Here is a 13,450-nt window from a genome sequence, read left to right as displayed (position 1 = left end):
GAGTCGGGCGTTTATATCAATTAATATGCTACTCTTTATTTTCGTTTAATTGATGTTTCATTAGGTTGTCTGGTGTCGCTACTATTTCCGCTAACTCTCCCTTTTCTAGTTGAAAACTCTTCTCAATCACAATATGAAATGGACGTTTATCGTGGTGATTTGGAACACTCAAAAGCGCCTGGGAATAAATGGCATAAACTTCAGCATCATTTAGCGGAAGCTCAGCGACAGAATGCGAATGTTATCGCTACTTTTGGTGGGCCTTTTTCAAATCATTTGCATGCTTTTGGCGCCATGCTTGCGCAAACGTCTTTTAAAGCGGTTGCCATTGTTCGAGGTGAGCTACAGCCGAAACTGACACCTACTTTGTTAGATATGGTGGCTAGTGGCGTGGAGTTATGGCCCTCGACAAGGTCGGATTATCGATTGGCCGAACAATCCGATGTTGCTCAAGCGATAAATCACCAATACAAAAATGTGTATTGGGTTCCCGAAGGTGGAGGAGGAGAGCTAGGTGCATTAGGCTGTCGAGACTGGGCTGTGAAAATCTGTGCGGCGTATGATCAATATGATGCTTGGGTTGTTTCTGCTGGAACGGGAACCACGGCCGCTGGTTTTCTGGCGAACGGAACAACACCGGATCTGCATGTGTTCAGTGCCTTAAAGGGCGCGTCAGATCAGCGGAATCAAATTATTGAGCAAGCTCATAAAGTAGCAGGGAATGATCTCAAGTATAACCTCAACAATCGACTATTCTTTCACTCAGATTGTCACGAAGGCGGCTATGCAAAACACAGTTCTGCACTGTTAGCGTTTCTTAAGTCTTTTGCGACGACAAATCCAGCTATGCCATTGGACCCTGTTTACACCAGCAAAAGCATGTTTGCTGTATTGTCATTAATGGAACAAGGGGCTTGGCCATACCGTCGTACATTATTTATTCATACAGGCGGTTTACAAGGTTGGCGAGGTTATTCTGATGCCAGTAATCCATTTTCCTTGACCTAACGAGATGGCGAATATGGGTTTCTTCATGTTAAAGTGGCGCAGCTTAGGTAAAACCTATTTTAATAATATAAAACCGTTACAAGATTGCCCGATGGGCTGTTTTACTACATAGACAGACGGAAGAGAATGACGCATGAGTCTTTTTAGACGTGTTGGTATTATTGCTCGATTAGATAAACCTCAGATTCTAGATACGGTTAAGAAGCTGATGGAGTATCTGGAAATAAAAAACATCATTCCTGTTTTGGAAGATGAACTGGCCGCTATGATGCCTGGTATCAAGGTGTCGTCTTCGCCGTTAAAAGAGCTAGGCGATAACTGTGATATGGTCATGGTTGTTGGTGGCGACGGTAGTTTTCTAGGCGCGGCTCGTGCGATTTGTAACTATGATATTCCAGTCTTGGGCATTAACCGAGGCACCTTAGGTTTCCTAACGGACATTTCTCCTCACCGTCTACAAGAAGAATTAGATCCTATCTTTCGTGGTGAATACCATGAAGAAAAACGTTTTATGATAGAAGCGAAGATCAAACGTCAGAATCGCCCAAGCGGCGAAGGCATTGCGCTTAACGATTTGGTACTTCACCCAGGCAAATCGGCACGGATGATTCGTTTCGATCTGTTTATTGATGATCAATTCGTTATGAACCAAAAATCAGATGGTTTGATCGTATCCACTCCAACCGGCTCAACGGCTTATGCCTTGTCTGCTGGTGGACCAATTTTATTGCCAAAATTAGACGCTTTAGTCTTGGTGCCTATGCACCCGCACACTTTAAGTAATCGCCCGATAGTGATCGACGCTAACGCTCGTATTCGTATTGTGGTTTGTGAATCTAATTTAACTTACCCAAGCGTAAGTTGTGATGGTCAGCTAAACATTACGGCAGCTCCTGGTGATGAAATTCACATTACCAAGAAAGCAGGAAATATCCGCTTAATACACCCGAAAGATCATGACTTCTATAATGTTTGCCGTGATAAATTGGGCTGGCAGTCGAGTTATCGTCCTTAGTCAAAACGTGTTTGGCTAATGTTTTTAATAAGTGTCATAAAGTAAGGTTGTTTAGGGCTCCATGTATTTTGTTTATCGGTTTGAAAAGACAGAAGATCCCAAGGTATTAACTGAGGCCTTATGGCACCATAAAATTGCCCATCAAATTATTTTCAACGAAGGTCATAATGAACTTTGGCTACGAGACCCGCGTCAGCTTCCTGCTTTAGAACAAATCTTTACTTTATGGAAAGAGTCTCCTTCAGAGTTAGATTACTCGAAAGCCAATGTTTCTAGTGTTTCAGCATCATCTTCAAATGTGAGTTTAATCGCTCAGTTTAAACGATCTCCTGTCACCCTTGTTTTGTTGTTAGTGACTCTGCTTGTTGCGGCTTTGACAGAGCTTGGAGCGAATTTAGACATGGTAGGGCAATTTACCATTAGTGCTTTTGAGGTCAGGAACGGTCAAATTTATTTCTACAACTTATCTGAAGTGATGGCCAGATATGAATATTGGCGGCTTTTCACGCCAGCATTGTTGCATTTTAGTGTTTTGCATCTCGTGTTTAATACCCTTTGGGTTTGGGATATAGGTCGAAAACTTGAACGCTTACTCGGCTCGGTTGTATGGGCGGTTGGTGTTTTTATTGTCGCGGTGTTGAGTAATATCCTGCAATACGAAATAAGCGGCTATCCTTTATTTGGCGGCTTGTCTGGTGTGGTTTATGGGTTGATTGGCTTTGCTTGGCTATTGCCAATTTTGAAGACAAGTTTCCCAACCATGATAAGTAAGCAATTAATGGTTTTTTTCATTGTGTGGCTGGGAATTGGCTACACACCTTTCCCTGAAATGATCGGCCTTGGTAGCATCGCAAATACTGCCCACAGCATTGGATTATTAGTTGGTTTAGGATTATGTCTTGTGTACTGGCTTGTGACAAAGGGTCGTCACCGCTAAACGAATAAAATAAAAGCTCGTTTGAGCCTTGAGAGAAGAGCAAATGAATTTTAAAGAAATGATCGATAACATGTCTCCTGAAGTTTATGCCAGCCTAAAACAGGCAGTAGAACTTGGGAAATGGCCAAATGGTGTACGTTTAACCGAAGAACAAACAGAGCTTTGTTTGCAGGCGGTCATCACCTACGACTACAGCAATAAATCGGAAGAAGACCGAGTAGGTTACATCGACACGAAAGTACATGATGCGTGCGATAGCAAGACATCAACCAATGAGCATGAAACCATAAAATGGGTTGGCGAAGGCCCTGAGGGTAAGCATTAATGCTGCAAGGTACGCTGAAGAAAATGTCCACAGAAGTACAAGATGGACAGGTGCATTATTACCTTAATCTTGGTGCTGATCGTGTGGCAGTGAATGACTTACTGGGTAAAAAAGTCGCTTTGCATATTGATGGAACCATTCATTGTACAAATTGTGGAAAGGTAACGAAGAAGTCGTTTAGTCAAGGTTTTTGCTTCAATTGCTTTCGGAAGCTAGCAGCTTGCGATACCTGCATCATGAGCCCAGAAAAGTGCCATTTTCATTTAGGAACCTGTCGGGAACCAGAATGGGCTGAAAAGTATTGTATGCAAAGCCATTATGTTTATTTGGCAAATTCATCGGCTCTAAAGGTGGGCATTACCCGTGGCGATCAATTACCTACTCGTTGGATTGATCAGGGTGCAACACAAGCTCGACCGTTATTTCGTGTAGAGAACCGAAGAATGTCTGGTCTTGTGGAAGTGCTGTTCAAAAATGAAGTGTCAGATAAAACCAATTGGCGCAACATGCTCAAAGGTTCCTCCATTGTGATGGATCTTGAACGTGAACAAGAGCGTTTAATTGGCCAGCTTTATGAAGGATTAGACGCCTTACAAAATGAATTTGGCTTACAGTCCATTACCGATTTATCGGATGAAAACGAAACCCACGAATTTAACTATCCCGTTTTAGAATATCCGACCAAGATAACCAGTATTAACGCTGAGAAAACACCTCAAATTGAAGGTACTTTAATGGGCATTAAAGGCCAATATTGGATGCTCGATACTGGGGTGATCAATATTCGCAAATACACTGGTTATCAAGCGACACTGACATTTTAGGAGAAAAGCGATGAAAGAGAGTCAACCTTCAACGATATATTTGAAAGATTACAAAGTTCCTCCTTTTCTGATTGATAAAACTGAGCTGACTTTCGATCTAGACGAAGCAGTGACGATAGTTACGTCACGTTTGCACATGCGACGCAATCCAGCTTACGGTAAATCCACAGTCCCTTTGACTCTCGACGGTGGAGAAGGTGTTAAGCTGATTGGTCTGGCGATGGATGATTATGCATTGCCTCCTGAAGAGTATCGAATCAGCGAAAATAAGCTGATTATTACGGCAACAGCGGACGAATTTGTTCTAACCTGCGAAACCTTGATTGAGCCACAAAATAACACCAGTTTAGAAGGGCTTTATCGTTCTTCTTCTATGTTCTGCACGCAATGTGAAGCGGAAGGTTTCCGTCATATTACTTATTACCTAGATCGCCCTGATGTTATGTCTGTCTTCACCACGACTATCATTGCAGACGCAGAGCGTTATCCAGTAATGCTGTCTAATGGTAATGAGATTGAGCGTGGTAAAACGGAAGAGGGGAAAACCTTTGTTGTTTGGCATGACCCTTTCCCAAAACCGGCTTACTTGTTCGCTTTGGTTGCTGGTGATCTTGCCGTTAAAAATGACATTTTTACAACGCAGAGTAAGCGGGATGTAAAACTGCAAATATTCACAGAAACCCACAATATCGACAAAGTAGATTACGCGATGGAAGCGCTTAAGCGTTCTATGCGTTGGGATGAAGAAGCCTACGGTCGAGAATATGACTTAGACATTTTTATGATCGTTGCGGTTGATGACTTCAATATGGGCGCGATGGAAAACAAAGGGTTAAATATCTTTAACTCCTCTTGTTTGCTTGCTAGCCCAGAAACCACAACAGACGATTCATACTTGCGCGTGGAAGCCATCGTTGCCCATGAATATTTCCATAACTGGTCTGGTAATCGTGTTACTTGTCGCGATTGGTTTCAGCTGAGTTTAAAAGAAGGTTTTACGGTTTTCCGTGATCAAACTTTCTCGGCAGATATGCACTCAGAGACAGTGAAGCGCGTTGAAGATGTTTCTTTCTTAAGAACCGCTCAGTTTGCTGAAGACGCAGGTCCAATGGCGCATCCTGTGCGTCCGGCTTCTTTTATTGAGATTTCCAACTTTTACACACTAACCGTGTATGAAAAAGGCGCGGAAATTGTTCGCATGATTCACACCTTACTAGGCGCTGAAAAATTCCGAGCTGGTTCAGATTTGTATTTCGAGCGACACGATGGTCAAGCCGTGACTTGCGATGATTTTGTTGCCGCGATGCAAGATGCTTCAAGTGTTGATTTGACGCAATTCAAACGCTGGTACTCTCAAGCCGGTACGCCAGTGGTTACAGTGACAGATGAGTTTGATGCAGCGTCTGGAACCTACCGTTTGACAATGAAACAAGAAACGCCGGTTACGCCTAATCAACCAACAAAGTTAGCGCTGCACATTCCTGTTCGTGTTGGTTTGCTTGATCAGAACGGTAATGAACTATCGGCGACCTTGGATGGAGCCACAGCCGATGATCATGTTTTGCATTTGACGTCATCAGAGCAAGTGTTCGAGTTTTCTGGGTTAACTGCTCGCCCGGTGCCTTCTTTATTAAGAGGTTTCTCGGCACCAGTGAAACTGCATTATGACTACACGCCAGCCGACTTATTGTTGTTAATGTCATCGGATTCGGATGGCTTTAATCGTTGGAGCTCCGCGCAGCAGTTAGCAGTGAATGAGCTTCAAGCGCTTATTGAGCAAGCTATCGCTGGGGAAACCTTGTCGATTGAGTCTCAGCTGATTGATGGTTTTAAAGCTTTGATTGGTGACAGCAGCTTAGATCCTGCAATGGTGGCTTTGATTTTAACCTTGCCAAGCCAAGCTTATTTGTCTGAGTTGGCTAATCCAATTTATCCAGCAGCGATAAAACAAGCGCGACATTATTTGAAAACTCAGCTTGCGAACGCTTTGTCTGGTGAGTTTGAAAGCCTTTATACCAACAACCAAAGCCAAGGCGCTTATCAGGCGAATGCAGAAGACATCGCACGTCGTTCATTAAAGAACCTTGCTTTGTCTTATTGGGTTGAAACTGACTCGGCAGCGGCTCAGCAATCGGTTGTCCAGCAATTTGAGTCGGCAAATAATATGACAGATCAATTCTCTGCCTTATCGATTGCAGTACATTCTCAGCATGAAAAAGCCGCGGACATGTTGGCGGCTTTCTACGATCAATGGAAAAACGAACCTTTGGTTGTAAACAAATGGTTAATGTTGAGTGCAGGACAAGAAAGTGATGATGCTTTAGTTAGAGTGAAAGGGCTGATGGAGCATCCTGCGTTTGACCTTAAAAACCCAAATAAAGTGCGTTCAGTGCTCGGTGGGTTTGGTCAAAATATGGCGGCTTTCCATAAGGAAGATGGCAGTGGCTATCGCTTCTTGGCGGATCAAATCATCTTGCTTAATAAACGCAACCCACAGATTGCTTCTCGCCTTTGCACGCCTCTTACCCGCTGGAAAAAAATGCAGCCTGAGTTGAGTAAGAAAATGAAAGCAGAGCTTGAACGAATTTTGGCAGAAGATTTGTCGAAAGATGTTTATGAAGTGATTTCTAAGTGTCTCGCTTAGCGTCCGGCAAACCATCGATTAGACCGTTTTAATTGAGTGATATACAAGGCCTTCAAGTGTTTTCTTGAGGGCTTTTTTTATGTTTTGGTGGTGCTTTCTTGCGTAATAGTCTTTACTGTTTCTTTGCAATTAAAAGGCAAGTCTGGCATAAGAGAAGGTAACTTATCGTCGACCTTGAGTTGTTTCAGGAGCGAGAAATGAAAATAAATACAAAGAGTTTAGTTCCATTTGCGTTGAGTCTTCTGGTGTCAGCGTGCAGTACCTCGTCTCAACAAAATACCCAATCCGCTGTTCTTACTGAACCAAAGCAAAATACCGAAGTAGTAGAGGAACCCCCTGAGTCTTCTATTGCGTTACAAAACCAGAATGATGCTTTGATCAAATCTTTACAGCAACGGATCGCCGACAATCAAACTCGACTTGCAAGCCTGAACCAATCCTTAGACGAAAAAGACGCCACCATCGCTGCCTTACAAGCGTCGTCTTCTAACGCAGATACTTTGCGGGAGCTAGAAGCACAAAAACAATCAAGAGAAGAGCTGGAAATACAGTTTTCAGCCTTGAATCTAGACAACGATTTATTGAAATATCGCATTAATGAACTGGAAAATGAAAACCGTGCTCTTGAGGAAAAAAACAACCAATTGGAGCAAGAAAATAAAAGTGTTCGAGTGCAACTGGAAGAGTTGAAACAAGAAAACCAAGCATTAGGTGAGTCGTTAGCGGAATTGCGTGCACAACACCAAAGCTTGCTAAGCCAATATCAGACATTGAATGACTCAATTTCTACTGTTGAAGAAGTAGAACAACCTGTCATCCAAGATACGGTCGATAAAGATCTTGAAATTGCCAAGTTACAAGCTCAAATAGAAGAGCAAAAAACCGCCATCGCAGAATATCAAAGCGAGATTTCATTGTTAAAATCAGCTTTGAACGAGAACCAAGACTATGAATCTCGCTGGCAAGATTTGGATGAAAAGCTAGCTGAGGCTCAACAAAGAAACGCGCTTTTGACTGACCAAATTAATGCCGCTGAAAATGCTTTGTCAGCAAGTCAGTCTGCGCCAAATCCGTTGCTTGAAAGGTTGAATAATTTGAGAGAGGCTTTAAATGCCCAAGAAAACAGCGGAATTTTAATGGCTGCTGCCATGGACGGATTGCAAGAGCAAATGAGCACTCGCTTGCTGGATGTGCGTTGGCAGCTTCCGAATGAAATGGCATTGCATGATACCTTTGAAATTATCGTGACAGCACGGGCGCAACCTTCGTTATCTGGGCAAACCTACCTTGCGGAACTGGTTACCGATAGCGCGATTCAAATGATTAGTGAGCCAGTGACCAGCGCGGCTATTCAGTCTGGCGCATTGCAATGGCGCTGGCGCGTTTCAGGCTTAAATGAGAAACCCAGCGCACAGCTAAACCTTATTGTGAATCAACAAATTAACTTTCAAAACCAAATCGTTATGAGACAAGTGTATCGAGGCAGTGAGACCTTATCCTTGATCAACACCAACTTGTTTGAAAAATACGGCTATTGGGCTGGCGCGATTTTACTCGGTTTATTGGGCGGTTTTGTTGTAGGGCGTTTGAATAACAGAAAGAAAAACACGCTTTAAGATTTTTCGGCTTAATTTAGAACCTGTTTTGTTCCATTCTTTTCCAACAAGCAAGCTTCTGCCATGACGCCTTTAACAGATGTCACGGCAAGCTTGCTTCATCTCTCGGATCATTCAATTCCACATTACTTTTTTTCAACGTCAAATTGATTGCTTTTCGGTATAGTACACTCGCATATTCTTTTTTGAGGTAGTGGTTGTGGTGAAGTCTGGTTCGTATTCTATTATTGAAAAACGCTTAGCTGAAAATGTATTGATCCTTGATGGTGCTATGGGCACCATGATTCAAGCGTACAAATTAGAAGAGCAAGATTACCGTGGCGAGCGTTTTTCAGATTGGGAAAGTGATTTAAAAGGCAACAACGATTTATTGTCTCTGACTCAGCCTCAAATTATCAAAAGTATTCATGCTAGCTACCTTGAAGCTGGCGCAGACATTATCGAAACCAACACCTTTAATGCCAATTATATCTCCATGCTGGATTATCACATGGAAGAATTGAGTTACGAGTTGAACTTTGAGTCTGCTCGTTTGGCTCGTGAAGCGGCCGACGAATTTACCAAACAGAACCCAAACAAGCCTCGCTTTGTTGCCGGAGCAGTTGGACCAACCAGCCGTACTTGTACCATATCGCCAGATGTAAATGACCCTGGTTTTCGTAACATTCATTTTGATGAGCTAGTTGACGCTTACACAACCGCTGTTGATGGTTTGATCAAAGGCGGTGTTGATCTTATTTTGATTGAGACTATTTTCGACACCTTGAATGCCAAGGCGGCGATTTATGCTGTGTTGGATTATTTCGAAAAGAGCGGTGTGCGTTACCCAATCATGATTTCCGGCACCATTACCGACGCTTCTGGTCGTACTTTATCCGGTCAAACGACGGAAGCTTTTTGGAATTCCATTGCTCATGCTAAACCTTTATCTGTTGGCTTAAACTGTGCGTTAGGGCCAAAAGAATTACGTCAGTACGTAGAAGAGATTTCACGCATTGCTGATGTTCATGTTTCGGCTCACCCAAATGCGGGTTTACCCAATGCGTTTGGTGAATATGACGAGTCACCTGAAGAAATGCTTGAAGAAATTCAGGGCTGGGTCAGCTCTGGCTTTTTGAACATCATTGGTGGTTGCTGTGGTACGACACCAGAACACATTCAGACTTTTGCTAACGCGTTTGAAGACTCGACACCTCGTGTTATCCCTGAAATTGAAAAAGCTTGCCGCTTGTCGGGTCTTGAGCCATTTAACATTAATGGAAACAGCTTGTTTGTGAACGTGGGTGAACGTACCAACGTGACAGGTTCTGCCATGTTTAAACGCCTCATTAAAGAGGGCGATTTTGATACAGCGCTTGATGTGGCTCGCCAGCAAGTTGAAAACGGTGCGCAGATTATCGATATCAACATGGATGAAGGCATGTTGGATTCCCAAGCGGCGATGGAGCGTTTCTTAAAACTGATTGCTTCTGAACCTGATATTTCCCGTGTACCAATCATGTTGGACTCGTCTAAATGGGAAATCCTTGAGGCAGGTTTGAAGTGGGTTCAAGGTAAAGGCGTTGTGAACTCGATCAGTATGAAAGAGGGCGAAGACAAGTTTCGAGAGCAAGCTCGTACGCTTATGAAATACGGTGCTGCTGTGATCGTGATGGCGTTTGACGAAGTTGGTCAGGCGGATACTCGTGAACGTAAAATTGAAATTTGTCGCCGTTCTTACCATATCTTGGTTGATGAAGTTGGCTTTCCACCAGAAGACATTATTTTTGACCCAAATATTTTTGCTATCGCCACAGGTATTGAAGAGCACAACCGTTACGCGTTGGACTTCATTGAAGCAACAGGTGATATCACTCGTGAGTTGCCTTACGCAAAAGTGTCTGGTGGTGTGTCAAACGTATCTTTCTCATTCCGTGGTAATAATCCTGTTCGTGAAGCGATTCATGCTGTGTTTTTGTATCACGCCATTAAGCAAGGCATGACAATGGGGATTGTGAATGCAGGGCAATTGGCTTTGTATGAAGACATTCCGACCAAACTTCGTGATGCCGTAGAAGACGCTGTTTTAAACCGTACACCAGACGCAACTGACAACCTACTTGGCATGGCGGCAGAATTTGCTGGCACAGGTGAAGTGGCTGAAAAAGAAACGCAAGAATGGCGTGGTTTGCCTGTATCAGAACGTTTAAGTCATGCTTTGGTGAAGGGCATCACAGAGTTTATTGATGAAGATACGGAAGAAGCTCGACTTGCTTATGATCGTCCATTAGAAGTGATTGAAGGCCCTTTGATGGATGGAATGGGAATCGTGGGCGATTTGTTCGGCTCAGGTAAAATGTTTCTTCCTCAAGTGGTGAAATCTGCCCGAGTGATGAAAAAAGCCGTCGCCTATTTGATGCCTTTCATCGAAGAAGAAAAAGCCCGTAATTTGGATACGGCTTCTTCGAGTAATGGCAAGATCATCATGGCAACTGTGAAAGGCGATGTGCATGACATTGGTAAAAACATTGTGGGCGTTGTTCTGCAATGTAATAACTTTGAAGTAATTGACCTAGGTGTCATGGTTCCTGCTGAAAAAATACTTCGTACAGCGAAGGAAGAAGGTGCAGATATCATTGGTTTATCTGGCTTGATTACACCGTCTTTGGATGAAATGGTTCATGTTGCCAAAGAAATGGAACGCCAAGGCTTTGATATTCCTGTCATGATCGGTGGTGCGACAACATCAAAAGCACACACAGCAGTAAAAGTTGAGCAAAACTATAAGCGTAACCAAGTGGTTCATGTGACGAATGCATCTCGAAGTGTGGGTGTGGCAAGTGCTTTATTAAGCAAAGATTCTGAGCGTCGTCAGAAGTTCGTGGATGAGGTTAAAGCGGACTATGAAAAAACTCGTATTCGTCACAAAGACAGAGCGAAAGCGGGTCGTCGTGTTTCTTTAGATAAAGCAAGATTGAATAAAGCTCCGATCGATTTTACTACAGGCATAACCACACCGAAGAAAACGGGTGTGACCGTTATTACTGAAAATGAGATTGATTTTGAAGTGGTTAAAAACTACATCGACTGGACACCTTTCTTCCAAACTTGGGAGTTGGCGGGCGCTTATCCAAGAATTCTGACGGATGAGGTTGTTGGTGTTGAAGCGACTCGTGTGTTTAACGATGCATTGGCAATGCTAGACGAAGTGATTGCGACGAAGTGTTTGCAAGCACGAGCAGTGGTTGGGATTTTCCCTGCGAACCAAGTAAATCATGATGATATTGAACTGTATGCGGATGAATCTCGTACAGAAGTGATCGAACGATTGTCTTTCCTTCGTATTCAAAATGAGCTGACTGCACCCGGTAAATACAACCACAGTTTAGCGGATTTTGTGGCTCCGAAAGACAGTGGTGTACCAGATTATATGGGCGCATTTGCTTGTGCTGCGGGCTTTGGTATCGATCCATTGGTCGCGAAATACGAAGCAGATCATGATGACTACAACTCTATTATGATCAAGGCGGTAGCTGACCGACTTGCTGAAGCGACGGCTGAGTACTTGCACGAGAAAGTTCGTAAGGAAATTTGGGGATACGCTAAGGATGAAGATTTAACCAACGAGCAGCTGATTAAAGAAAAATACCAAGGTATTCGTCCGGCGCCTGGTTATCCTGCTTGTCCTGATCACACTGAGAAAGCCAAACTTTGGACGCTTCTTGATGTGAAAAAGAATATTGATATGGATATTACGGAAAGCTACGCCATGTTACCAACGGCCGCTGTGAGTGGTTGGTATTTCGCCAACCCTGAAGCGACTTACTTTGGTGTCGGCAAAATTGGTCCAGATCAAGTTGATGATTACGCTGAACGTAAAGGCATGAGCAAAGACGATGCAGAACGTTGGTTAGCACCAAATCTAGGTTACGACCCAGAAGACGATCGAATTTAACGGCACGTTTCATTTAGAAGAATTTATTATGTCAAAAGCGATTAAAGATCCAGAGCGCCATAAAGAACGGATGCAGAAAATAAAGTCTCACGTAGACAAGCGCATTGCAAAAGCTCAAGAAGACAAAGGCACCTTTGTCCTTTTAACTGGCAATGGCAAAGGTAAATCTAGCTCCGCGTTGGGTATGGTTGCTCGTGCTTTAGGGCATGGCATGAAAATTGGTGTTGTGCAGTTTTTGAAGGGCGAATGGAATACCGGCGAGATAGACTTCTTTAAGAAGCAAGACGGTATTCAATGGGAAATTATGTCAGCTGGTTTTACTTGGGAAACGCAGAACAGAGAGTCTGACATAGCGTCTTCGCAACAGGCGTGGGAAAAAGCTGCTGCTATGCTCTTAGACCCTAGCATTGACCTAGTTGTGTTAGATGAACTGACTTATTTATTGCATTATGAATATCTTGATGAAGACCCTGTTTTGCAAGCGTTGATGAATCGACCTGAAAGCCAGCACTTGGTTGTTACTGGCCGTGGCGCGTCGGATGCTTTGGTCGAGCTTGCAGACACAGTGAGTGAAATAAAAGAAGTGAAACATGCCTTTAAACGAGGAATTAAGGCTCAGAAAGGTCTGGAATTTTAGTTTTTTTCTGGTTTTATCTTCGGTTTATCTTTGTTTTTATAGTGGAATAGTTTTCTCTTGTGCTGATATTATTTGGCTTTGTTTTTAATCGATTGTACAGAGGTTTTTATGGCAACTATTGAGCGCATGGAAGTTGGTCAGCGAATGAGTCGTATTGTGAAGCATAACGGTACAGTGTATCTGTGTGGCCAAGTAGGTGCGGATGCTAATACTGGCATTGCTGAACAAACTCAAACTATGTTGGATAAAGTGGAAGCTTTATTGGAACAAGCGGGTTCTAGTAAAGAGTACATTTTATCTGCGACTGTTTATATTCGTGACATGAAAGACTTTGCTGCGATGAATGCCGTTTGGGATGCTTGGGTTCCTGAAGGTTTTGCACCTGCTCGCGCTTGTGTAGAAGCTCGTATGGCAAGACCAGAGTTGCTTGTTGAAGTGTCTGTTGTTGCTGCAGAAAAGTAGCTTTCATCTACGAAAGCAGCTCGAATGAGAATAGTAAAATGAGTAAGT

10 protein-coding genes are annotated in these 13,450 nt (G+C 43.2%); all 10 read left to right on the top strand.

The window, feature by feature from the left end; translation table 11 throughout:
* The first annotated feature begins 72 nt into the window (after nt 1-72).
* Complete coding sequence (locus ACMUMQ_RS09915) at nt 73-1,008, top strand: 1-aminocyclopropane-1-carboxylate deaminase/D-cysteine desulfhydrase (RefSeq protein WP_414681831.1); 936 nt, start codon at nt 73-75, stop codon at nt 1,006-1,008.
* Between the two features lie 133 nt (nt 1,009-1,141).
* A complete protein-coding gene (locus ACMUMQ_RS09910) occupies nt 1,142-2,023 on the top strand; it encodes an NAD(+) kinase (RefSeq protein WP_414681830.1) in 882 nt (293 codons plus the stop codon).
* A 61-nt stretch (nt 2,024-2,084) separates the two neighbouring features.
* A complete protein-coding gene (locus tag ACMUMQ_RS09905; protein WP_414681829.1) occupies nt 2,085-2,960 on the top strand; it encodes a rhomboid family intramembrane serine protease in 876 nt (291 codons plus the stop codon).
* Between the two features lie 43 nt (nt 2,961-3,003).
* Nucleotides 3,004-3,285, top strand: coding sequence for a YeaC family protein (locus ACMUMQ_RS09900; protein ID WP_414681828.1), 282 nt, complete (start codon nt 3,004-3,006; stop codon nt 3,283-3,285).
* Nucleotides 3,285-4,109: a DUF2797 domain-containing protein gene (locus ACMUMQ_RS09895; protein WP_414681827.1), complete on the top strand. Its 825-nt coding sequence runs from the start codon at nt 3,285-3,287 to the stop codon at nt 4,107-4,109. Before ACMUMQ_RS09900 ends, ACMUMQ_RS09895 begins: the two co-directional genes overlap by 1 nt.
* A 10-nt stretch (nt 4,110-4,119) precedes the next feature.
* The gene (pepN, locus tag ACMUMQ_RS09890; protein ID WP_414681826.1) at nt 4,120-6,753 is read left to right on the top strand and encodes an aminopeptidase N; all 2,634 of its coding nucleotides are present in this window, start codon (nt 4,120-4,122) and stop codon (nt 6,751-6,753) included.
* Nucleotides 6,754-6,950: 197 nt separating this feature from the next.
* A complete protein-coding gene (locus tag ACMUMQ_RS09885) occupies nt 6,951-8,369 on the top strand; it encodes a coiled-coil domain-containing protein (RefSeq protein WP_414681825.1) in 1,419 nt (472 codons plus the stop codon).
* A gap of 199 nt (nt 8,370-8,568) precedes the next feature.
* Entirely contained in the window at nt 8,569-12,303 is a 3,735-nt protein-coding gene (gene metH / locus ACMUMQ_RS09880) for a methionine synthase (RefSeq protein ID WP_414681824.1), read from the top strand.
* 28 nt (nt 12,304-12,331) lie between these two features.
* Entirely contained in the window at nt 12,332-12,940 is a 609-nt protein-coding gene (gene cobO / locus ACMUMQ_RS09875) for a cob(I)yrinic acid a,c-diamide adenosyltransferase (protein WP_414681823.1), read from the top strand.
* A 108-nt stretch (nt 12,941-13,048) separates the two neighbouring features.
* Nucleotides 13,049-13,402 (top strand): RidA family protein, encoded by a 354-nt coding sequence (locus ACMUMQ_RS09870; protein ID WP_414681822.1) that lies wholly within the window; start codon nt 13,049-13,051, stop codon nt 13,400-13,402.
* Nucleotides 13,403-13,450: the final 48 nt, after the last annotated feature.

It is taken from the genome of Marinomonas algae (genome assembly GCF_047525555.1).
Classification (GTDB): Bacteria; Pseudomonadota; Gammaproteobacteria; order Pseudomonadales; family Marinomonadaceae; genus Marinomonas.
The sequence above is the reverse complement of the archived record's forward strand: the minus strand, read 5'-3'. Positions and strand labels throughout refer to the sequence as shown.

What these genes read in the sequence shown, in the direction of transcription:
- ACMUMQ_RS09895 (WP_414681827.1), top strand. Translation starts at nt 3,285, where the DNA reads ATGCTGCAAGGTACGCTGAAGAAAATGTCCACAGAAGTACAAGATGGA.
- cobO (WP_414681823.1), top strand. Translation starts at nt 12,332, where the DNA reads ATGTCAAAAGCGATTAAAGATCCAGAGCGCCATAAAGAACGGATGCAG.
- ACMUMQ_RS09910 (WP_414681830.1), top strand. Translation starts at nt 1,142, where the DNA reads ATGAGTCTTTTTAGACGTGTTGGTATTATTGCTCGATTAGATAAACCT.
- ACMUMQ_RS09885 (WP_414681825.1), top strand. Translation starts at nt 6,951, where the DNA reads ATGAAAATAAATACAAAGAGTTTAGTTCCATTTGCGTTGAGTCTTCTG.
- ACMUMQ_RS09905 (WP_414681829.1), top strand. Translation starts at nt 2,085, where the DNA reads ATGTATTTTGTTTATCGGTTTGAAAAGACAGAAGATCCCAAGGTATTA.
- ACMUMQ_RS09870 (WP_414681822.1), top strand. Translation starts at nt 13,049, where the DNA reads ATGGCAACTATTGAGCGCATGGAAGTTGGTCAGCGAATGAGTCGTATT.
- ACMUMQ_RS09900 (WP_414681828.1), top strand. Translation starts at nt 3,004, where the DNA reads ATGAATTTTAAAGAAATGATCGATAACATGTCTCCTGAAGTTTATGCC.
- pepN (WP_414681826.1), top strand. Translation starts at nt 4,120, where the DNA reads ATGAAAGAGAGTCAACCTTCAACGATATATTTGAAAGATTACAAAGTT.